At 70.1% G+C, this 21,593-nt stretch carries 22 protein-coding genes; 8 read left to right on the top strand and 14 right to left on the bottom strand.

The annotated features are described in order from the left end of the window. Positions 1–51: 51 nt before the first annotated feature. Positions 52–690, bottom strand: a complete 639-nt coding sequence (gene pdxH / locus QM621_RS10270; protein WP_414990284.1) for a pyridoxamine 5'-phosphate oxidase — start codon at positions 688–690, stop codon at positions 52–54. A gap of 35 nt (positions 691–725) precedes the next feature. Between pdxH and QM621_RS10265 the strand changes: the two genes are divergently transcribed. The 3 genes from QM621_RS10265 (at position 726) to truA (ending at position 3,771) form a co-directional block, all read left to right on the top strand. Continuing rightward, complete coding sequence (locus QM621_RS10265; RefSeq protein WP_414990283.1) at positions 726–1,832, top strand: citrate synthase 2; 1,107 nt, start codon at positions 726–728, stop codon at positions 1,830–1,832. 174 nt (positions 1,833–2,006) lie between these two features. After that, positions 2,007–2,885: a hypothetical protein gene (locus tag QM621_RS10260; protein WP_414990282.1), complete on the top strand. Its 879-nt coding sequence runs from the start codon at positions 2,007–2,009 to the stop codon at positions 2,883–2,885. A gap of 70 nt (positions 2,886–2,955) precedes the next feature. After that, the gene (gene truA, locus QM621_RS10255) at positions 2,956–3,771 is read left to right on the top strand and encodes a tRNA pseudouridine(38-40) synthase TruA (RefSeq protein ID WP_414990281.1); all 816 of its coding nucleotides are present in this window, start codon (positions 2,956–2,958) and stop codon (positions 3,769–3,771) included. Between the two features lie 91 nt (positions 3,772–3,862). On the opposite strand, the gene QM621_RS10250 is transcribed toward truA, so the two are convergent. Together QM621_RS10250 and QM621_RS10245 are read right to left on the bottom strand one after the other, a co-directional pair. Continuing rightward, positions 3,863–4,738 carry a hypothetical protein gene (locus tag QM621_RS10250; protein ID WP_414990280.1) on the bottom strand — a complete coding sequence of 292 codons (876 nt, stop codon included), beginning with the start codon at positions 4,736–4,738 and terminating at the stop codon, positions 3,863–3,865. Positions 4,739–4,975: 237 nt separating this feature from the next. Continuing rightward, entirely contained in the window at positions 4,976–6,658 is a 1,683-nt protein-coding gene (locus QM621_RS10245) for a DUF3352 domain-containing protein (protein ID WP_414990279.1), read from the bottom strand. Positions 6,659–6,904: 246 nt separating this feature from the next. Here QM621_RS10245 and QM621_RS10240 point away from each other — a divergent pair, with 246 nt between their 5' ends. Beyond that, positions 6,905–7,486, top strand: coding sequence for a class I SAM-dependent methyltransferase (locus QM621_RS10240; RefSeq protein WP_414990278.1), 582 nt, complete (start codon positions 6,905–6,907; stop codon positions 7,484–7,486). Here the strand turns inward: QM621_RS10240 and QM621_RS10235 are convergent. The 11 genes from QM621_RS10235 to QM621_RS10185 form a co-directional block, all read right to left on the bottom strand. Next, entirely contained in the window at positions 7,483–7,971 is a 489-nt protein-coding gene (locus QM621_RS10235; RefSeq protein ID WP_414990277.1) for a hypothetical protein, read from the bottom strand. The genes QM621_RS10240 and QM621_RS10235 overlap by 4 nt on opposite strands. 71 nt (positions 7,972–8,042) lie before the next feature. After that, positions 8,043–9,929 (bottom strand): tetratricopeptide repeat protein, encoded by a 1,887-nt coding sequence (locus QM621_RS10230; RefSeq protein WP_414990276.1) that lies wholly within the window; start codon positions 9,927–9,929, stop codon positions 8,043–8,045. 222 nt (positions 9,930–10,151) lie between these two features. Continuing rightward, on the bottom strand, positions 10,152–10,673 hold the full coding sequence (rplQ, locus tag QM621_RS10225) for a 50S ribosomal protein L17 (protein WP_414990275.1): 522 nt from the start codon (positions 10,671–10,673) through the stop codon (positions 10,152–10,154). A 61-nt stretch (positions 10,674–10,734) separates the two neighbouring features. After that, a complete protein-coding gene (locus QM621_RS10220) occupies positions 10,735–11,742 on the bottom strand; it encodes a DNA-directed RNA polymerase subunit alpha (protein WP_414990274.1) in 1,008 nt (335 codons plus the stop codon). A gap of 55 nt (positions 11,743–11,797) precedes the next feature. After that, on the bottom strand, positions 11,798–12,406 hold the full coding sequence (gene rpsD, locus QM621_RS10215) for a 30S ribosomal protein S4 (protein WP_414990273.1): 609 nt from the start codon (positions 12,404–12,406) through the stop codon (positions 11,798–11,800). A gap of 33 nt (positions 12,407–12,439) precedes the next feature. After that, the gene (gene rpsK / locus QM621_RS10210; protein WP_414990272.1) at positions 12,440–12,838 is read right to left on the bottom strand and encodes a 30S ribosomal protein S11; all 399 of its coding nucleotides are present in this window, start codon (positions 12,836–12,838) and stop codon (positions 12,440–12,442) included. 7 nt (positions 12,839–12,845) lie between these two features. After that, positions 12,846–13,214, bottom strand: a complete 369-nt coding sequence (rpsM, locus tag QM621_RS10205; protein WP_414990271.1) for a 30S ribosomal protein S13 — start codon at positions 13,212–13,214, stop codon at positions 12,846–12,848. 180 nt (positions 13,215–13,394) lie between these two features. Further along, on the bottom strand, positions 13,395–13,508 hold the full coding sequence (rpmJ, locus tag QM621_RS10200) for a 50S ribosomal protein L36 (RefSeq protein WP_008361054.1): 114 nt from the start codon (positions 13,506–13,508) through the stop codon (positions 13,395–13,397). A 95-nt stretch (positions 13,509–13,603) separates the two neighbouring features. Beyond that, positions 13,604–13,825 carry a translation initiation factor IF-1 gene (gene infA / locus QM621_RS10195; RefSeq protein WP_023647000.1) on the bottom strand — a complete coding sequence of 74 codons (222 nt, stop codon included), beginning with the start codon at positions 13,823–13,825 and terminating at the stop codon, positions 13,604–13,606. 119 nt (positions 13,826–13,944) lie between these two features. Next, positions 13,945–15,750, bottom strand: coding sequence for a DUF6777 domain-containing protein (locus QM621_RS10190; RefSeq protein ID WP_414990270.1), 1,806 nt, complete (start codon positions 15,748–15,750; stop codon positions 13,945–13,947). A 9-nt stretch (positions 15,751–15,759) separates the two neighbouring features. Beyond that, positions 15,760–16,074, bottom strand: coding sequence for a hypothetical protein (locus tag QM621_RS10185; RefSeq protein ID WP_414990269.1), 315 nt, complete (start codon positions 16,072–16,074; stop codon positions 15,760–15,762). Between the two features lie 205 nt (positions 16,075–16,279). On the opposite strand from QM621_RS10185, the gene QM621_RS10180 reads away from it, so the two are divergent. From QM621_RS10180 to QM621_RS10165, 4 genes are all read left to right on the top strand, one after another. Next, on the top strand, positions 16,280–16,942 hold the full coding sequence (locus tag QM621_RS10180) for a LuxR C-terminal-related transcriptional regulator (RefSeq protein WP_414990268.1): 663 nt from the start codon (positions 16,280–16,282) through the stop codon (positions 16,940–16,942). A gap of 234 nt (positions 16,943–17,176) precedes the next feature. Then, a complete protein-coding gene (locus QM621_RS10175) occupies positions 17,177–19,081 on the top strand; it encodes a sensor histidine kinase (protein WP_414990267.1) in 1,905 nt (634 codons plus the stop codon). Between the two features lie 53 nt (positions 19,082–19,134). Then, the gene (locus QM621_RS10170) at positions 19,135–20,580 is read left to right on the top strand and encodes a hypothetical protein (protein WP_414990266.1); all 1,446 of its coding nucleotides are present in this window, start codon (positions 19,135–19,137) and stop codon (positions 20,578–20,580) included. Between the two features lie 43 nt (positions 20,581–20,623). Beyond that, a complete protein-coding gene (locus QM621_RS10165) occupies positions 20,624–21,502 on the top strand; it encodes a hypothetical protein (protein ID WP_414990265.1) in 879 nt (292 codons plus the stop codon). The last annotated feature ends 91 nt before the right edge of the window (positions 21,503–21,593 follow it).

Here is a 21,593-nt window from a genome sequence, read left to right as displayed (position 1 = left end):
TTCATTCCCCGGGGCACGCGGGAGCCGCCGCCCGAAGCTGTCGAGGGGACGTCACGGCGCTAAGCGGTCGCGGACCCACCCGTCCCCGTCGCGGGTGAAACGAATCCGGTCGTGCAGGCGGTTCGCGCGGCCCTGCCAGAACTCGAAGGACGCCACGACGAGGCGCAGACCGCCCCAGCCCTCGGGGCGCCGCCCGGCGTCCGGGGAGGCGGCCGCCTCGGCCCAGCGGCGCTCCAGCTCGGCCCGGTCGGCCACGACCTGCGACTGCGGCGAGGCGGCGGCGCTGATCCGGCCGCCCTCGGGCCGGGTGGCGAAGTAGGCGTCGGACTCCTCGGCGCCCACCTTCTCGACCATCCCCTCCAAGCGCACCTGACGCGCCAGGTCGTGCCAGAGCAGCACCGCCGAGGCGCGCGGATTGGCGGACAGCTCCCGGCCTTTGCGCGAGTCGTAGTTCGTGTGGAAGACCGCGCCCGCGGCGTCGAGCGACTTCAGCAGCACGATCCGCACCGACGGCGTTCCGTCGGGCGTCGCGGTCGCCAGGGCCATCGCGTTGGGCTCGCCGATCCCGGACTCGACCGCCTCGGCGAGCCAGCGGTCGAACAGGGCGTGCGGATCGTCGCCCGCGTCGGACTCGTCCAGTCCGGCCTGGCCGTACTCGTGTCGCATCGCGGACAGTTCAGGGGTGACCATGCCCGCAACGCTAGCCAGGTGGCACGATGATGACCATGACTGAGGTACACCACGGACTCGAAGGGGTCATCGCCTTCGAGAGTCAGATCGCCGAACCGGACAAAGAAGGGTCGGCCCTCCGCTACCGCGGTGTCGACATCGACGACCTGGTCGGCCGCGTCCCCTTCGAGAAGATCTGGGGACTGCTCGTCGACGGGACCTACGAGCCGGGCCTTCCGCCGGCCGAGCCCTTCCCGATCCCCGTCCACTCCGGCGACATCCGCGCCGACGTGCAGAGCGCCATCGCGCTGACCGCGCCGGCGTGGGGCATGGGCCAGCTCTACGACATCAGCGACGAGCAGGCGCGCGAGGATCTCGCCCGCACCGCCGTCATGGTGCTGTCGTATGTGGCGCAGGCGGCGCGCGGCGTCGGCCAGCCGATGGTCCCGCAGGCCGAGATCGACAAGGCCTCGACCATCACCGAGCGCTTCCTGACCCGCTGGCGCGGCGAGGTGAACCCGGCGCACGCCAAGGCGATCGACGCCTACTGGGTCTCGGCGGCCGAGCACGGCATGAACGCCTCCACCTTCACCGGCCGTGTCATCGCCTCCACCGGCGCCGACGCGGCCGCTGCTCTGTCGGGCGCGGTCGGCGCGATGTCGGGTCCGCTGCACGGGGGCGCCCCGGCCCGCGTGCTGACGATGATCGAGGAGGTCGAGAAGCGTGGCGACGCGCGCGCCTACGTCAAGGAGCTGCTCGACTCCGGCGAGCGTCTGATGGGCTTCGGCCACCGCGTCTACCGCGCCGAGGACCCCCGCGCCCGCACGCTGCGCCGCACCGCCAAGGAGCTGTCCGCGCCGCGCTCCGAGGTCGCCGAGGCGCTGGAGCAGGCGGCGCTGGCCGAGTTGCGCGAGCGTCGTCCCGACCGCGTGCTGGAGACGAACGTGGAGTTCTGGGCCGCGATCGTGCTCGACTTCGCCGAGATCCCGCCGCACATGTTCACCGCGATGTTCACCTCGGCCCGCACCGCGGGGTGGAGCGCGCACATCCTGGAGCAGAAGAAGACCGGCCGCCTGATCCGCCCCTCGGCGATCTACACCGGCCCCCAGTCGCGTCGCGCCGACGAGGTCGAGGGCTGGAACCCCGCCTGGGCGACCGCCTGAACCACCCGCGCCCTTCCGGAGACGCAGGATGATGGTTTAAGGCAGCGATAGCTGCCGCGATCCATCATCCTGCGTCGAAGCACCGCGATCAGCGCGCTCGACCAGGGTCGCCGCGTGGGACCGCGACCCCGCCGGGTTCCACGTGCTCTGAGTCACGCGCTTATTGTTGGGACAGTGAATTCCTGGGTGGTCAAGTCCGTCGCGGCGGTGGTGATGTGTGTCGCCATCGTCGCCATCGCGTTGGGCTTGAACTCCCCCGACGGCTCGGTGCGCGACGACGACGCCCCGAACACGGTGGCCTCCGACGACCCGAAGCCCACTCCGTCGGCGGAGCCCGCGACCGAGGACGAAGCCGAGCCGGAGCCCGAGGCGACGCCCGAACCGACGTCGACCTCCCCGGCCGCCGGCCTCTGGCCGGGCCGTCCTGCGGCGGCGACCGAGAACGGCGGCGTGGTCGACTGGTGCCCCGCCGTGCAGGTCGAGGTGTCAGCGTCGGCGCGTTCGGCCGTCGGCGACGAGGCCGCACGCCAGGCGGCCTGCCGGGCCATCGCTTTCACCTTCGATGTGCGCTATTCCCGGCTGTCGCTGCCGCGCCAGTCGTACACGGCGGCCGACTTCGCGCCAGTGGAGGCCTTCCTCACCGACCACGCGCGGACGAGCGTCTACCCGCCGCGTGTCGACGCGGTGATCGCCTCGCCGCGCGACCGCGCCGCCCGGGAGGGCACCGGCGTGGTGCTGCTCGACGGCCCGGGCGCCGGCGCGGGCCGCAGCTACTTCGGACCGGCGTGGAGCGACGCGGGTTACGCGAACGGCGCGTGGATCCATCCCACATGGTCGACGATCTCGGTCGACCTCGACCGGGGCGGCTCCCGTCCGCGCCTCGCCGTCTCCTTCACCGCTTCGGCCGACCTGCCGGTGCGCGCCCCGGACGGCTCCACCGAACTGCTCACCGTCGACACCGACGCCACCTACATCATGGTCGGCGGACCCGACTGGAAGATCAACGGCTGGACCCTCCAGACCAGCTCCCACGGCTACACGCCGATGCGCTGACAGTCTCACTGGATCTCCTCGGCGATGCACGCCTCACGCATCGTGAAGGTCTGGGCAGTACCGTGAGCGGGTGAGACTGCGCATCGACCTGGCCTACGACGGCACTGAGTTCTCCGGATGGGCCGCCCAGCCCGGACTCCGCACGGTGCAAGGCGAGCTGGAGCAGGCGCTCGCCACGGTGCTGCGGCTGTCGGAGCGGCCTCAGGTGGTCTGCGCGGGACGCACCGACGCCGGGGTGCATGCTCGCGGCCAGGTGGCGCACGTCGACCTCGACACCCACCCGGGAGTGCTGGAGCGACGGCTGCGACGGCTCGTGCCCGGCGACATCCGGGTCAAGTCCGTCACCGAGGCGCCCGAGGGGTTCGACGCCCGATTCGCCGCCGTGGAACGCCGCTACGTCTACCGCATGACCGACCATCCGGCCGGCCCCGACCCGATGAGCCGGCGCATGATCGTGGCGAATCCCCGCCCGCTGACCGTCGACCTGATGAACGAGGCCGCCGACCACCTGCTCGGCGAACACGACTTCGCCTCGTTCTGCAAGAAGCGCGACGGCGCGACCACGATCCGCAACCTGCTGGCCCTGCGCACGATGCGCGGCGGCGAGACCATCGCCACGACCGTCCGCGCCGACGCCTTCTGCCACTCGATGGTGCGCGCGCTGATGGGCTGCCTCGTGGCCGTGGGCGAGCGTCGGCACCCGCCGGAGTTCGCCGCGGAGATCCTGGCCGCGCAGGTCCGCGACCCGCGCGTCAAGGTGATGCCCGCGCACGGCTTGGTGCTGGAGGAGGTCGTCTACCCGCCCGACGACCAGCTCGCCGCCCGGGTGGAGCAGTCCCGCCGCCGCCGCGACGAGCGACCCCTCCCCCGCCTCACCACCCCCTGAGGCGGTGAGTTATCCACCTTTGCCGCCAGGTCGGTGTCTCATCCACGTTATGAGCGCTCATAGGGTGGATGAGACACCGGCTTGACGGGGATCAGCCGAAGACCTCCTCGAGCGTCGGCGCGGTCACCGCTCGGTCAAGCCACCGCTCCAGTTGCTCGCGGTCCGCGCCCATCACTCGCTCGCGGACCGACTCGGACACGTCGAAACTGCGCCCTGCCAACACCCGCAGCAGACTTTCGGCCTTGCCCTTGACTTCGCCCTCGGCCTCGCCCTTGACCCAGCCCTTCTCAAAGGACTGCTGGTACTCGTCGCTGAGCCACATCCGAGGAATCGCCGTCGTGCTCATATACCTACTCCATTCGTCACGCACCGCTGCGCTCATCACGGCCTTGACCAGATCATCGTACGCCGCGACACCGTCAGCGCCCAGCTTCGCGAACACCTCGTCCAATGCTGCCGTGTACGCCGGAAACGCCTCGACCACACTCGCCTCCCGCATATGGGCCACCATGCCCAGCACCGCCGCCGCGGGATTCCTCACCGCCTGCTCCGGGTCGACGACCAACGGCACATCATCGGGCGTCACGATCAACGGCCGCACCAACAAGCTGATCCCCGACCCGTCGAACGTCTCCCGATACCGGGCGCCAAGCCGTCGGTCGGGGCAATACACGACCAGCGCGGCATGCGCCTTCACCTCGTTCTCCAGATGCGCCAGATACGCCCGCCACGTCCACAGCTTCCCCCGGTCGAGCGCACGCTGCACCTCGAACACCACCGCGAGTTCAGCCTCACCGTCCTCACCGGCGTAGACGAAGGCGGCGTCCGCGTGGAAGGTGCTCGGCTCCACGACACGCGACGACTCGGCGAACGGTGTCGCCGTGACCGACGGCGACACCTTCACCCCGAACGTGGACGACAACATCTCCGTCACCAGTTCGGGGGCACGTCGGACCAGTTCGATCACGACTTCATGTTCAGCGGACGGCATGGACCGACCCAACCGCAGAACGCCTGATCTGTCACCGGACTTATCCACACCACGGCCCTTGAGACACGAGCTCAGTGAGCCGTCATTTCGAGACCCCGGACGGGCCCGTGCGAACACGCGGGGTGGAGACGACGATCTGAGGCCGGGCCTTGCGGGCCGCCGAGGCGCCCGTGGCACCCCAGCGGCCCTTCCTCGGCCGTCTGGCCGCGCTGCTCAGCGGAACAGCACCCGCGCCGTGACGACGAGCTTGCCCTGCTGCTGGTCGACGGAATAGCCCGCCGACTCGATCACGTCGGCGAGGTCCTCGCCATTGTCGGCGATCATGTCGTTATTGACGAACATGAACAGGTCGCTCTTCCCGGCGTCCGGGATCACCTGGGTGAAGCTGTCCTGCGAGCCGAGATCGCCGGACTGGTCGGCGGCCTGCTCAGCCCAGGACTCGTCGTCCGTCCAGACCGAGAAGCCGTCCATGTCCTGGGCTTCCACCGACGTCGTCTCGCAGTACGCGTACGACTCGCTGTCCGTCCAGTCGTCGAGGTCGATGCGACCCTCGTCTTCCATCGCGTAGATGAACTCCTCGAAGTCGTAGTAATAATCGTCGTCGAGGTACTCGTCCCACCAATAGGACTCCTCCAGCGCGTACCAGTCGATGTCGCTCTCGTACTCCTCCTCGTAGAGCTCGGCGTCGAGGTAGGCGCCTCCATCGCTGAACACCGACTCCCCGCTGGCGATCACCAACCGGCCGGTGTCCTCGATCACGCAGTCGGCATCGCTCTCCGGCTCGTCAGGGAAACCCGAGTACGGCGATTCCGGCGTCGAGGCGGCCACCGCGAAGAAGTCGTCGTCGTCCCAGTCGTCGACATCCCCGACATAACCGATATCGAACGGATCACCTTCGACCGGGCCGAACAGCCAGCTGATGAACTCCCCTCCGTAGAGGTCCATCGAGTCGGAATACCCGAAGCCGTCAGAGTAGTCGTCGGCGACGTGCGCGCCGGCGCTGTCGCCCAAATTTCCCCAGTAGGCCGCGTACACCGAGTCGCCCGGCAGCGTGGTGGGGTCGAAATCGCCCTGCTCGACGCCGACGATCTCCTCGCCGAGCACGACGCCCGACACCTCGGCCACATCGCCGTCGACCCGGAAGGTGACAGCCTGCGAGGCGAACACCTCCTGAAGGCCGTCACGCGTGTCGGAGGTCATGTAGTCGTCGCCCAGCTCGGTGAGCCGCTCGCCGCTGAGCCACCCGGTCGCGATGCCCAACTCGCCCAACTCGGCGATGGTCTTCGAGAAATGCTCGTCGTCGGCCAACGACTGCTCCTTCGCCGCCTCCAGCGCGTCGTCGGCGGCGTTCTGATTGGCCGCGACGACCGCCCACTCGCCGTCGTAGGCGACGCCGAGGTCGTCGTCGAACTGGTCGGCGAGGTCGGGCAGGGAGTACTCCAACTCCTCGCCCCACTCGTCGTAGTAGTCGTACGCGCAGTCGTAGAGGTCGCGCAGTCCGTCCTCGGAGGCCTCCGCGTCGGTGGTCCGCACGACCAGGATCGGCGTGCCGCCGTCCTCCGGCGTCACGGCCGCGGCGATCGTCGAGCCGAGCCACGGCTCGATGTCGTCCTCGTAGTCGGTCGAGGAGCAGAACAGGTCGAGGACGGCCTGACCGGCGTCACGCTGCGCCGTCGCCGGGTCCTCGTCGACGGTGTAGTCGAGCGCGTCCAGGCCCTCGCTGAGCCGGTTCAACAGCTGCGCGGCCTCGACCTTCTGCGCGGCGCCCGGATCGGCGGTGAACTCGACGTAGGCCACCGCGTCGGCGGGGATGTACTGGGCCGCGTCGAGGTTGGATCCCTTGAGGAAATTGACGGCGAACACACCGCCCACCGCCACCAGCGACAACGCGGCCACGCCGACGACGCCCGCGACGGCCGCCCGTGCGCCGTAGCGAGGGATCTGCGCCGGCGACGCGCCGGTCTCTGTCGGGGGGGTGGAACGAGGGGTTCGGTCATATCGGGCCTTTCTCGGAGCGACGAGCGGGCTGTCTGAAAGCAGACTAAGGGCGCTGCCGATGTCCCGCCATGGGGAGAAGTCCCCTCATCTGCTCGGCTCCGGCCAGGGCGGAGACGCTCGCGAGCGTGAGTGCGAGACTGAAGTGTGAGCCACTACTTCGAGACGCCGGACGGGCCGACCACGACACGGGAGGTGGAGGCGACGATCTGGGGGCGGGAGCTGCGCTTTCAGACGGCGGGAGGGGTGTTCTCCGCTGACGGCCTCGACCACGCGACCGCCGTGCTGCTCGGCCACGACGACGCGCCGACCGGACGCGTGCTCGACCTCGGCTGCGGGTGGGGGCCGATCGCCTGTGGGGTCGCCGCCGCCTCACCGGAGGCCGAGGTATGGGCGGTCGACGTCAACGAGCGCGCCCGCGACCTCACCGCCGCCAACGCCGAGCGACTCGGCCTGCCGGTGCGGGTGGCCGCCCCGGAGGACGTGCCGACCGACCTCCGCTTCGACGCGATCTGGTCGAATCCGCCGATCCGGATCGGCAAGCAGGCGCTGCACGAGCTGCTGCTGCTCTGGCTCGACCGGCTGGCCACTGGCGGCGAGGCCCGCCTGGTCGTCGGCAAGAACCTCGGCGCCGACTCATTGCAGCGTTGGCTCGTCAGCCAGGACTACCCCACCGACCGCCTCGCCAGCGCCAAAGGCTTCCGTGTCCTGCGGACGAGACGCCGCTAGTCCGCGAAGACGTCGTCCAGAGCCGGGGCCGCGAGCACTCGGTCAAGCCACCGTTCCAGTTGCTCATGGCCGACGCCCATCACCCGATCACAGAGCGACTCGGACACGTCGAACCCGCGAGCCGACAGAAGCCGCAGCAGACTCTTCACCTCGCCCTTGACCCAGCCCTTCTCAAAGGACTGTTGGTACTCGTCGCTGAGCCACATCCGAGGAATCGCCGTCGTGCTCATATACCTACTCCACTCATCACGCACCGCTGCGCTCGTCACGGCCTTGACCAGATCATCGTACGCCGCGACACCCTCAGCGCCCAGGCTCTCGAACACCATGTCCAAGGCCGCCTCATAGGCCGGGAACGCCTCGCTCACCGACGGCGACACGCTCACCCCGAACCGCGACGACAACAACTCGGTCACCAGGTCGGGCGAACGCCGGAACAACTCGATGACGACCTCGTGTTCGGCAGAAGGCGTGGACCGACCCAACCCTGGAACCTCAGATCTGTCACCCGTGTTATCCACAATGAGGTGACGCACGCCGAGACGGCTCCGACACGTCACTCCTTCAAGAAGTCGTCGAAGAAGTCCGCGCTTCGACGAGTGACCTCATGATCGGGTCCGAGCACCTCCCGCTGCCGCTCCCACACCTCCATGAACAGCCGCCTCGCCTCAGGCGTCACGCCCGCGCACAGCATCGCCACCGCCTGCAGGAGCCGCGTCGCCAGAGTGGACGCGTCATCGGCTCCCCGGACGCGAGCGAGCCTTTCGGCCGCCTTCGCGAACATGTCGGCGGCCAGCTGGTCCTGGTCGTCGGCCATGGCCAGCTCCCCCGCCTCGAACCACGCCTCCATCGTGTCGGCGTGGTCAGGGCCGAGCGTCCGTTGCCGCCCGTCGGCCACCAACGACGCCACGTCAACGGCCGCGTGCGTCCGACCGTCCTTCTTGCGCGCCATCACCACCCACGCCAGGGTGTCGAGCACCGCCGGGTGGTCGAGGTCGTGATGGCGCTCATAACCACGAGCGGCCTCCCAGAAGAGCTTCTCGGCCTGCGCGTACAAACCCGCGCCATACAGCGCCTTGCCCTCGTCGACGCGCGCCGCAGAAGTCTCAGGATGGTCGTCGCCCAGCTCACGCGAGCGCCACCGGACCGTCTCGCGGAAAGCCGACGCCGCCACGTCGTAGCGACGGACCATCAGTGCCGTGTTCCCGGCCAACGTCACCATCATTCGGCGACGCGCGTCGTCCGCGCCGAACACCCGTGTCCGGCGCTCGACGACTTCGAGGAAGACCTCCAACGACTCGACCCACCGCTTGACCTGGCCCAGACGTATGCCCAGCATCTCCAACTGCTTCAGCGACTCCACGTCGTCGGGGCCCTTCGCCCGCGCCAGGGCCTCCACGTGGGAACGCCGAACCTCGATCTCCTCCTCGTCGCGGCCCGCCTCGGTCAGCGCCTTGACCCACAGCTCCTGCGAGACCAAGGTCTGTCGGTGCTCAGATCCCCACACTCGTCGGCCCCTCCGCACCACGTCCTCGAACAGCCGCGCCGCCTCATCGAACTCGTCGAGGCACAGACGCACCGTCGCCACCGACTGTCGCGCGTCGAGGACACGTGGGTCGTCAGCCTCGTACAGCCGTTCTCTCGCCTCGCTCAGGCGTACGCACAACGGCAACGCCTCCCGGTACCGCTTGGCATGGAGCATGTCGTTCGCGAACAGCCCCACCACCCGTAGCGTCTGCTGATCGTCAGGCCCGGACACCGCCTCCCGCCGTGTCAGGACGCCGCGATATCGGCTCGCAGCGTCATCGACGGCGCCGGAGCGAACGAGACTGCCCGCGTAGGCGAGTTCGGCCTCCATCGTCGCGTCGGCTTCCGGCCCGTCGTGCCGAACGTGCCAGGCGACCGCATCGCCGTGGTGCCGGGCCGCCTCGTCGTAGCGTTCCCGGTCGAACGCGACCAGCGCGGCCGCCCGCGAACACGCCGGAATCTCCGTGTCGCCCGGATTCTTCGCGTGCTTCGATTCTTCGACCAAGTCGTTCAGCACGCCTGCCGCCTCCTCGAGGCGACCTGCCCGGTGGAGGCGCTCGCCCAGAATCCGCCGACCCATATAGACGAAGCGGCTGTTCGGACCGTGCGCGTCGGTCAACGCGTCGAGGTAGAAAGCCTGGCAGGACACCGCCATCGCCCATTGGCCGGCGTACGCGAGGCAGTCGGCCGTTCGCCCCAGGGCGTAATGCGTCAGCCAGTGATGCTCGCCCAACGCGCGACGCGACTGGTGGTAGACGTCCCGGTACCCAGACGCAGCCGCCTCGAAGTCTCGCCGCTCCCAGAGGGAGACCGCCGCCGCGTACCGCTCTGCCAACGCCTCGGCGCTCTCACGCCCGTGCGCGGCCTCGGCGGCGCTCACTGCCTCTCGAACCTGGTCTGCGGAAGGGACGCTCATAGCGGCACTCTACGGCGCAGCGCCCGGCACCCAGCTCCCCTGGGGGCGGTGAGCTGTCCACGTTTCCCCGTGGAGCGGTGGCTCATCCACCGTATGAGCCCGTATAACGTGGATGAGCCACCGACAACCCGCCAAAGGTGGATAACTCACCGCCTCAGGAGGCAAAAAAACGAAGCGCCCGCCACCTGCGAAGGGTGACGGGCGCTTCTGAGGCGAGAGGCCTCAGGCCTCGGACTTCTCCTCGGCCGGAGCATCGTCGGCGGTGTCGGCCGCCTCGACCACGTCGGACTCGGTGGCCTGCTCCTCGGCGGGAGCCTCGGTCACGACGTCCTCGGGCTCAACCGGGACGGCCTCGGCCTTCGGGGCGGTGTTCTGCGCGCCGAACTCCTTGGCCTCGACGATCTCGATGACGGCCATCGGGGCGTTGTCGCCCTTGCGCGGACCGATCTTCGTGATGCGCGTGTAGCCGCCCGGACGGGTGGCCATGGCCGGGCCGATCTCGGTGAACAGGGTGTGCAGGACGCCCTTGTCACGGATGACCTTGACGACCTGACGGCGGTTGGCCACCGTGTCGGTCTTGGCCTTGGTGATGAGGTGCTCGGCGTACGGACGCAGACGGCGGGCCTTGGCCTCGGTCGTCGTGATCTTGCCGTGCTCGAACAGCGACTGGGCCAGGTTGGCCAGGATCAGCCGCTGGTGCGCGGGGCTGCCGCCGAGGCGGGCTCCCTTGGTGGGGGTGGGCATGATGTCTCCAGATGTGTGGGTCCGGTCCGCCCGCGGCTATCGCGGGCGGACCGAGAGTGACTCAGTACTGCTCGTCCTCGGCGAAGCTCGTGTCGTCGTCCTCGAAGGCGGCCGCGGACGGGTCGAAGCCCGCCGGGCTGTCCTTGAGCTGCAGACCGAGCTCGACCAGCTTCTCCTTGACCTCGTCGATCGACTTCTGCCCGAAGTTGCGGATGTCGAGGAGATCCTGCTCCGAACGGGTGACGAGCTCACCGACGGTGTGGATGCCCTCGCGCTTGAGGCAGTTGTACGAGCGCACGCTGAAATCGAGGTCCTCGATCGGCAACGCCAGGTCGGCGGCCAGCTGCTCGTCGACCGGCGACGGGCCGACGTCGATGCCCTCGGCCTCGACGTTGAGCTCGCGCGCCAGGCCGAACAGCTCCACCAGGGTGGAGCCGGCCGAAGCGAGCGCGTCGCGCGGCGCGATCGACGGCTTGGTCTCGACGTCGATCACCAGGCGGTCGAAGTCGGTGCGCTGCTCGACGCGGGTCGCCTCGACCTTGTAGGTGACCTTCAGGACCGGGCTGTAGATCGAGTCGATCGGCATGCGGCCGATCTCCTCGTCGCCGGTCTTGTTCTGCGCGGCCGAGACGTAGCCGCGGCCCCGCTCGACGACGAGCTCGACGTCGAGACGGCCCTTCTCGTTGAGGGTCGCGATGTGCAGGTCCGGGTTGTGCACCTCGACGCCCGCGGGCGCCTCGACGTCACCGGCGGTCGCGGCCCCGGGGCCGTCGGCCCGCAGGTACATGACGACCGGCTCGTCGATGGTCGAGGAGACCACGAGGCCCTTGAGGTTGAGGATGATCTCGGTGACGTCCTCGGTCACGCCGGGGACGGTCGAGAACTCGTGCAGCACCCCGTCGATCTTGATCGAGGTGACCGACGCGCCCGGGATCGAGCTCAGGAGCGTGCGGCGCAGCGAGTTGCCGAGGGTGTAGCCGAATCCCGGCTCCAAGGGCTCGATGACGAACTTCGAACGGAAGTCGTCGAGCACCTCTTCGGACAGGGTCGGACGCTGGGCGATCAGCATATGTTCTTCCTTTCCGGGCCACCGCTATATGAGACCCGGTCGATGGACGAGGGGATCAGATCTTCGAGTAGTACTCGACGATCAGCTGCTCGGTGATCGGCACGGTGATCTGCTCGCGGACCGGGTTCTGGTGGACCAGGATGCGGCCGCGGGTCGGCGAGACGTCGAGCCAGCCGGGCACCGTGTCGGGGTCGTGCGTCTCACGCGCGACGATGAACGGCGTCGTGTTCAGGCTCTTGGGCTTGACGTCGATGATGTCGTGCTTGCTGACCTGGAAGGACGGGATGTTCGTCTTGACGCCGTTGACGATGAAGTGACCGTGGGTCACCAGCTGGCGGGCGTGACGCCGCGTGCGGGCCAGGCCCGCGCGGTAGACGACGTTGTCCAGACGCGACTCGAGCAGGCTCAGCAGATTGTCGCCGGTCTTGCCGGGACGGCGCGAGGCCTCCTCGTAGTACCGACGGAACTGCTTCTCGAGGATGCCGTAGGTGTAGCGCGCCTTCTGCTTCTCCTGCAGCTGGGTGCGGTACTCGGACTCCTTGACGCGGGCGCGGCCGTGCTGGCCGGGCGGGTAGGGACGACGCTCGAAGGCGGCGTCGCCACCGACGAGGTCGACGCCGAGGCGGCGCGACTTCTTGGTGAGAGGACCGGTGTAACGGGCCATAGTCGAAAACTCCTGAAAGAGAAGGGCGAGCCGTCAGAGACGACGGTGCTTGGGCGGGCGGCAGCCGTTGTGCGGGCTGGGGGTGACGTCGGAGATCGTGCCGACCTCCAGGCCGACGGCGCTCAGCGAGCGGATCGCGGTCTCACGGCCCGAACCGGGGCCCTTGACGAAGACGTCGACCTTCTTCATGCCGTGGTCCATGGCCTGGCGGCCGGCGGCCTCGGCGGCCATGCCCGCCGCGAACGGCGTCGACTTGCGCGAGCCCTTGAAGCCCACGGTTCCGCCCGAGGCCCACGCGATGACCGCGCCGTTCGGGTCGGTGATGGTGACGTGCGTATTGTTGAACGTGCTCTTGATGTGGGCCTGGCCCTGAGCGATGTTCTTCTTCTCCTTGCGGCGCACCTTCTTGGCGCCGGCGGTCTTGGGAGGCATCAGGCGATCACTTCTTCTTTCCGGCGACGGTGCGCTTCGGGCCCTTGCGGGTGCGCGCGTTGGTCTTGGTGCGCTGACCGCGGACCGGCAGGTGCGCGCGGTGACGGCGGCCCTGGTAGCTGCCGATCTCCATCTTGCGACGGATGTCGGCGGTGACCTCGCGGCGCAGGTCGCCCTCGACCTGGTAGTTGGCCTCGATGTGGTCGCGCAGCGCGACGAGCTGCTCGTCGGTGAGCTCGTGGACGCGCAGGTCGCCCGAGACGCCGGTGGCGGCGAGAGTCTCGACGGCGCGGGTGCGGCCGATGCCGTAGATGTAGGTGAGCGCGATCTCCAAGCGCTTCTCGCGCGGGAGGTCGACTCCGATGAGGCGTGCCATGTGCTGGCAGTTCCTTTCATTCGGCGAAGGTGTGGTCACCTGCGGCGCCCCAGCTGCCTCCCGTGGCCTTCCTTGCGGGCCACGGAGCCGGGCCCCGGCCTTCGCGCCGGGGGTGACGCCCGATCCCGAGGGACCAGGCGAGCCGTCAGATGTTCAGTGATGCGGGTGAGGAAGTCTGGATCAGCCCTGGCGCTGCTTGTGCCGGGGGTTCTCGCAGATCACCATGACGCGGCCGTGGCGACGGATCACCTTGCACTTGTCACAGATCTTCTTCACGCTCGGGTTGACCTTCATGGAGAAGCTCTTTCCTGATTCTGAATGCGTGATTGTCGTTATGAAGTTGTCACCGGGCACAGGTGTGCCCGGCGGTCACGCTCGACCGGCGAGCGTCACTTGTAGCGGTAGACGATGCGTCCGCGGCTGAGGTCGTAGGGCGAGAGCTCCACCACGACCCGGTCCTCGGGGAGGATGCGGATGTAGTGCTGGCGCATCTTGCCGCTGATGTGGGCGAGCACCTTGTGCCCGTTGGTCAGCTCGACACGGAACATCGCGTTGGGGAGGGCCTCCACCACCGCGCCTTCCATCTCGATGACGCCTTCTTTTTTCGCCATGAACCTCATGCCTCGGATTGCTTACGTCTGACGGCCGTACGCCTGCGCGAGCGCAGAGCAAGGCCGACGTGCGAGTCTACTCCGCCCTCGCCGCGCTGGCAAATCGGGCCGGGCTCCGCTCAGGCGCCGAGGCAGCTCGCCCCGATCACCTCGTCGGCTTCCTCGTAGCCGTCCGCGCCGAGCACCTCGACGCTCTGGCGCAACAGGGTGCTGTACGAGTCGTCCTCGACCTGCTCGCCCGTCGTGGTGACCCGGGTGCGTCCCGAGGCGGTGGCGCAGACCACCGGCGTCTCGTCGGCGACCGTCCACCCGTCACCGTCCCACGAGGTGTTCGTCGCCGCGAGATGGCTCGTGTCGCAGTAGAAATCGGAGCAGTCGTTCACCGTCGCGTCGAGCGTGCCGTCGTCGCGCAAACTCATCGAACGAATGCGTGAGCCATCGTCGGCTGCGGGGATCTCGCCGGTCTGCTCCATCGTCTCGGCGTCGAGCAGGGCGATCTCGCCGGACGCCGTCACGACGGCGAGGGTCGTGCCGTCGGGACTCAGATCGACCGCCTGGCCGCCGAAGATCGCCTGTTGCTCCATCGAGAAGTCCTCCGAACGGGTGACCTCGCCGTCGTTGCCGAGTCGGATCAACCGGTAGCCAGGGATCTCACCCTCCTCGCCCGTCCAGTCCGTCGTCATCACCAACAGGTAGGCGGCGTCTTCGCTCGCGTCACGCAGATAGGCCGGCGGTGGCGCCTCACCGAACTCGACCTCTTGGAAGTGGCCTTCCTCCTCCGGGAAGTCCACCGCGTCCACCTCGTCCAAGTCAGCGTCGAGACGCCTCACCTGCAAATGGTCCTCTCCATATTCGAAGAACACCACTTCCGAGCCGGCGACCTGCGCGTCGTCGCACACCGAGCAGTCAGCGGACGCGACGAGCGAGCCGTCGTTGACGTCGTAGCCGTACAGCATCCACGAGTGTCCATGCGCGCCGCCAGCGTCCTTGAAATACGCGGTCTCACCGATGAAGCCGATCGGCGTCAGCGTGTCCGAGCCGTTGTCCCTGGGATTGCCTTGAGTTGTCACGATCTCTTCGCCATTCCAGATCTGAGCCACCGGCTTGTAGTCGCTTCCGTAGCTGCTCGCCCAGGCGATGTAGTCGCCGCTGCCGTCGCCGACGGGGGCGATCGCCTGCTCGCCGGAGTCGACGTCGACGTAGGTCAGCGTGGACACCGGCTCGGGCGCCGGGCGCACCGAGACGACCCGCTTCGGCGCGTAGCCCTTCCACGCCCCGTCGGGCGAGTCCGGGACGGTCACGTCGCGGTCCAACGTGCCCAGCGGGTTGCCGCAGGCGCAGCGCACGACCGGCGTCCCCGCCGCGTCGACCAAGACTGCGCTGCCGGCCTGGAGCACCGCGTCGTAGGGCGTGGCGCGACCGTCCTCATAGCCGTGGTTGACGACGGCGGTGTCGCGGGTGAGCGCCACGGCGGCGAGGGTTCCGACATAGTCCGCGACGTCGCCCTCGTCGACGTCGAGCGCGCCCGCCCACGCCTCGCGCTTGTCGTCGTCGGCGTCGAGGAAGTCGACCAACGCCTCCTTGTCGCAGGAGCCGACGTCGTTCGTGCCGCCGTACAGACCCGGCGTGGAGCCCTCGACCTCGGCGCTCAAGGCCAGGTCGTCGACGTACGCGCGCGCCTCGTCGGAGAAGGAGACCTCCGAGGCCACGCTGTCGGTGAAGGGCGACTGTCCCGGATCGTCGACGGCCTCCAACACCACGTCGCCGGAGCCGGGTCCGCCGTCACGCGTCAGCCACCACCAGCCGCCCGCCCCGACGGCGCCGGTGACCACCAGCGATCCGGCAAGGGCCACCGCCGCCCGGCGCGACAGGCCTCGGGACGGTCCAGGGGGCGACGACGCCGACGGCGGGGGAAGCGCACTCATACGGTCGACCTAAGCACCCGCGCTGCGGGGAGAACTCCCCTGGGTCCGCGCCCGATGGCGTCGGACGACGACCCACGCCACCAGAGCCATGACCAGGCCCGCCACGATGGCGGCCGGCGCCTCCCAGGTGTACGCGCCCATCACCGTGATCGGCTGTTCCACCCGGAGCCATGTCCCGTCCTCGTCGAAACCCTCTGGTCCCTCGAGCAACGCGTCGTCGCTGACCAGCTCGGCCAAGGTGTCGCTATCGAGGTAGACCGCATGGCTCTCGGCGTCCTCGCAGATCGTGTGGTTCGGCTGGAAGGCCTCGGCGACGTCCGACACGAAGCACAGAGGCGTCGGAGGTGCTCCCGTCGACCGGCGGCGGTGGCAGCGGCGTGTCGCTCTCGGACATATTCCTCCCAGATACGGTCGCTCCGATCTTGGCACGGAAACACGGCGCTGACCATGGCCGACGGTGTCCACGAATTCGAGGACAGCGCGAGACCGGCTCGCTGTGGTCCAATGTCGTGGAAGAGAAGGGAACCCCATGACAGCCACCATCGACGTCGACGCGCCGACGATCAACATCGCGGCGTTGGACGACCACCCGGTCGTGCTCGACGGCATCGCCGTCGGGCTCTCCCGGCTGCGCCCGGACATCCAGCTGCGCTTCGTCGCCCAGAGCATCGACGAGCTGCTGGCCCACGACCTCGCCGACATCGACGTGGTGCTGCTCGACCTGGAGATCCCCGGTCCGACGACCGCCGCCGACCACGTCGCCGCGATCCTCGCACGGGGTCCGCGCGTGCTGATCTTCACCGCAGAGAACGAACGCGCGGTGCTGATCCAGCGCGCCATCGCGGCGGGCGCGTCCGGGCTGGCGCTGAAGGCCGACCCGATGCCCGATCTCGCCGCGGCCGTCACCGCCGTCTCCGAGGGCGATCTCGCCTTCTCCGGCGCCGTCGCCCAGGCGCTGCTGGCCGACTCCACGATCCTGACCCTGTTGACCGACCGGCGGATCGAAGTGATCCAGGAGGTGGCCACCGGACTGCCCTACAAGTCGATCGCCCGTCGTCTCGGCGTGACCGAGGCGACGATCCGCGAGCACGTCAAACGCGCGGTGGCGGCCTACCAACGGCGCGGCGTCGAGGTGGGCAACGCCCACGGGCTCGTCCGGCAGGCACGCAAAGACGGTTTCATCGACGACTGACGATGACGACCTCCGCGACCGCCCCCGGGCGGCACGCGCGTCGGATGGCGCTGTTCTGCCGGGGCAGCCTCGCCGCGTGGATCGCCGTGTCCGTCCTGCTCGACCTCGTCCGCTGGTCCTCCGGGACCGGCGCGACCGCCGTCGGCGACCGGTACGGGCGCGGCCTGATCGTGCTGGCGCTCGCGGCCGCCGCCGACGGCCGCCATCTTCGTCGGCCTGTCACTCGCCGTCGCCGTGACGGTGCGCGAGGGGGCGTCCGGCGTCTCGGCCGACGCCGGCGGCCCGGCGTTCAACCTCTTCGTCATCGCGATGATCGCCGCCGCCCTCCTGCTGCCGAGGCGAGGCGCCCTCGCCGCCGGCGCCGCCGCCGCGGCTCTCCACGCCCTCGGGCGCCTGCTCGGCGCGGGACACTCCTGGCTCGACCTCGCCGACGAGCTGGTCGCGGTCGGCTGCACGGCCCTCGCCCTCGGCGTCCTGATCGACGCCCTCCGCCGCCTGACGACGTCGCTCGACGAGGCCGAGGCGTTCCAGTCCGCCACCGCCGCGTACCTGGCCGAACGGTCCCGTCAGCTCCATCACGACGCCCGGACGCGCCGCCTGCTCCACGACGAGGTGCTGTCGACGCTCGCCCTCGCCGCCGCACGGCCGACGGCGCCGACCCGTGCGGTCCACGAGGCCGCCGCCCACGCGCTCGCCACGCTCTCGGCCCACGGCCACCGCCCCGGGTCGGCCTCCTTCGACCGCGACGGCGTCCACGTCGACCATCCCTCCTTCCAAGCCTTGAGCGACCTGCCCGAGCCGGTCGTGGACGCGATGACCGCCGCTGCGGCCGAAGCGGTCCGCAACGCGCTGCGGCACAGCGGCGCCACCGTCATCACCGTGCGCGCCCACCGCACGTCCGACCACGAGACGGTCCTGGAGGTCCGCGACGACGGTCGCGGCTTCCATCCGACGGCCGATGCCGCCTTCGGCGTCAACTCCTCCATCCGGGACCGCGTCCGGGGCGTCGGCGGGGTCGCCGAGATCCACTCGGCCCCCGGCGACGGCTGCCTCGTCCGCCTGCGGTGGTCGTCGCGACAGCTGACACCGCTCCCGCAGCCTCCGTCGGCTCCGTCCCGTCCAGCGCCCAGCCGTCGCGTCATCGCCTGGTTCGGCGTCGCGCACGCCTGCGGGAACACCTGGCTCGCCCTGCGCCACCTCGACCATCCCGGCTCTCTGCGGGTGTCGCTCGCCTGCGTCGCGCTCGCCTGGCTGCTGCTGGCCCTCGCGGTCCGTCGCGCCCGGCTCGCCCCGACCTCGACCCTGGCGGTCACGCTGCCGTTCGCGCTCGCGCTGCTGACGGTCGGCCTCGCGGACGCCGGCAGCGGGTCGCTGGCGACCTTCGACTCGTGGATCGTCGGCCTCGCCACCGCGCCGCTGCTCGTGTGCGGCGTCTACGCCTCGATGTCGGCCGGCGTCGCGGCCGGCCTGGTCTACTCGGCCGTCGTGGCCTCCTGGGCCGCGGCCGATCCGGGCATCGCGGTCACCGGCGCGCTGGGCGTGATCGCGCAGCCCCTCGCGCAGATGACCGGCCTCGCCCTCGTCGGGCGCTACGCCCGCGGCCTGTCGTCGTCGGTCGAACGCGCCGAGGACGACACCGCCTCGCAGATCGCCGCGCAGCTCCGGCACGGCGAGCCGCTCGCGCTGCCGGAGCTGCCCGACGGACTGGACGGCCGCCTCCACGCCCTGCTCGACCGTCTGCGCCGCCTCGCCGACGGCCCCGACGACCAGCTGCTCGGCGAGATCCGGCTCGTCTCCGGCGAGATCCGCGACGCGCTCACCGCCCCGGGCGCCCTGACCCCGTCGGCGCGCGAACGACTGCGGCGCGTCCGGGAGGCCGGAGCGACGGTCACGCTGCGCGGCAGCGGGCGTCCGGTGGTCGCCGGAGACCGGGTGTCGCAGGTGCTCGCCCGCCTCCCGGCCACCGACGGCTCGATCACCGTCACCCTCCCCGACGCCGACCGGCCCGTCCTCCGCGTGGTCCTGGTCCCCGCCGTCCCCGCCGACCTCCTCCCGGAGCTCTCCGCCCTCGCCGCGACCGTCGACGGCGAGTTCTACCACGACACCGACGCGACCGAACTATCGGTCGATTTCTCCTGAGCCCGCGTGTCTGGAGGAGCGCAGACCGTGTCCGGCGCCTTAATCTCGGGGGCATGAACATGCCGGCGGACACCGTGGACACCACGCCGACGACTCCTGCCGCCGCCCCCCGCCTGACCCTCGGCCAGAAGATCAACGGGACGCTGGCGGTCCTCGTCGGGGCCTACGCGACGGCCGTCGGCGTCCAGCGCGTCCTGAAGCTCGACGGGGCCTGGGACCTGCTGAGCCCGTTCGGCCCGCTCGGCCATCTCGCGGGGTCCTCGCAGCTGCTCGGCGTGCTCGCCCCGCTCGTCGGCCTGCCGCTGGCGGTCGCCGGAGTCCTGTCGCTGCTGCCTCGCTTCGAGCGCGGCCGGACGATCCTGCTGGTCGCCGCGCTCGTCAACCTGACCGCCTGGCTCGTCTACCTCATCGTGCTGGCCGTCGCCGACTACCGCCACGGCGGCGTGCTCGCCGCCTACTACTCCAGCCGGAGCCGCTGGCCCTACGACATCGTCACGATGACCCTCGTCCCGGCGCTCTCGCTGGTGATCGTCGACCAGTGCTTCGCCACCCGGGTCCGGGCTCCGGACGACGAGGACGAGTCGGCCGTCGTGGGCCCGGCCGACGTCGATCCGATCACGGTCGAGCCCGAAGAGGTCGAGCCGGCCGAGCCCTCCCGCTCGCGTCTGGCGTCGCTGCGCGGCCGCAACCGCCGCCGAGACGTCGACGCCCCCGCCGGGCCCCCGGTCGTTCCGGCCATGGAGTCCCCCGGCGTCGAGCCGACGCGGCCCACCCTTGCCGAGCTCCTGGCGCAGTCCAACGCGGCGGCCGCAGCGACGCCCGCGCCCGCGCAGCCGTCGGCTCCGCCAGTCGCCCCGGCGACGCCCCCCGACGGTCGCCGAGGCCGTCACGCGGCCCCTGAGCCGTCCCCGTCTCCCGTCGAGCCGGACCTCGCCGCCGAGATCGAGGCGACGCCCGAGCCTGAGCCGGTCGTCCCGGCCGCGCCGATCCTGCCCACACGCCCGGAACAACCCCTGAGCGCCGACCCGCTCACGGCGCCGGCCGAGCACCGGCCCGAGCCGACGGCCGACCCGCTGGAGGCCCTGCTGACCCACGACGCTCTCAACGAGGAACTCGTCGAGCCGTCGGAGGCGCCACAGGGGCACCGCGCGGCACCGCGCGGCGAGGACGTCGTCGCGCCGACCTCGCCGGTCGCCCCGGTGTCGCCCGAGCCGCGTCCGAAGCCGACCTCGGCGGCCCCCGCAGTGGTCCCGACGATCGCCGAGGCCCCGGTCGAGGCGACTGCGGGCTACCCCGCGTTCACCGACGATCTGCTGCCGCTGCCCGACCCGACGACCCAGGCGTACTTCATCCGCATCGCCCGCGGCGAGTACGGCCCCTACAAGTGGGAGCAGGTGCACGGCTTCATCGCCGAGGGCCGCATCCGTCGCACGACCGCGATCCGCACGATGGACACTGATTTCCGGCCCGCCGGGGAGTTTCCCGGGCTCTTCTCGTGAGTCGGGTGCGCGCGACGAGCGCCTGCGGCTTAGTCTTCACGCCATGACGAGTTCCACGCACACGTCCGAGCCCGCCTCCTGGGCCCGCCGCTTCGGCGCGGCCCGCGTGTTCGGTTTCGCCATCGCCGTGTTCCTCGGCGGCTATCAGGCCAACAGCGTCCTGGGCCACCTGTTGGTGATCGTCCGCGACAGCGCGCTCAGCCTCTACAGCCCCTTCGGCGACGGGCGCGCGCGCGGCGTGCTGCTGTTCCTGGCCTTCTGCGCGGCCCTGTTCGGAACGCTGGCCGGGCTGACCGCACTGTTCGGCCTGGTCGCGCGACGCTGGACCATCGGCGTGCTGGTGCTCACCGTCTTGTCGGTGCTGGCGCAGGTCGGGCTGCTGCTGCTGGCGCTCGACAGCTCCAGCCGCGACACCTTCCTGCGCCCCGGCACCGGCTGGGAGACCGACGAGGGCCTGCCGTACACGGCCGCAGCGCTGGTCTTGCAGTCGCTCGTCATCGTGTTCTGCCTGATCGCCGGCCGCAAGCCGGTCGTCGAGGACCCGTCGGTGCTCGACGAGACGCCGCGCATCTTCTGGGCCGACGAGCCGAGCCCCTGGGCCGAGGAGGCCGATCCTGTCGAGGCTCCACCGGTCTCCTCCTCGCGGGCCGAGGACGACTACGCTCTGGGCGGCCTCGACCGGCACGACCGTCCGACGCTCGCCGCCGAGCCAGCCGACGAGGAGCCCGAACCGCAGGAGGACGCCGACGAGCCCGAGGAGGAGCCCGACGTCTTCCTCATCATCCACGGCGAGGAGTACGGCCCCTACACCCCTCGGCGCGTCCGCGACTTCATGACCGAGGGCCGCATCCACCCCGGCACCCTGGTCCGCATCGGCGACGAGCGCAAACCCGTCTCCGCCGTCCCCTCCATCTTCGGCTAACGACCCCCTGAGGCGGTGAGTTGTCCACCTTTGCCTCGGTAGCGGTGTCTCATCCACCCTATGAGCGCTCATAGGGTGGATGAGACACCGG

The organism is Aeromicrobium sp., from assembly GCF_047606445.1.
GTDB lineage: Bacteria > Actinomycetota > Actinomycetes > Propionibacteriales > Nocardioidaceae > Aeromicrobium.
The sequence above is the reverse complement of the archived record's forward strand: the minus strand, read 5'-3'. Positions and strand labels throughout refer to the sequence as shown.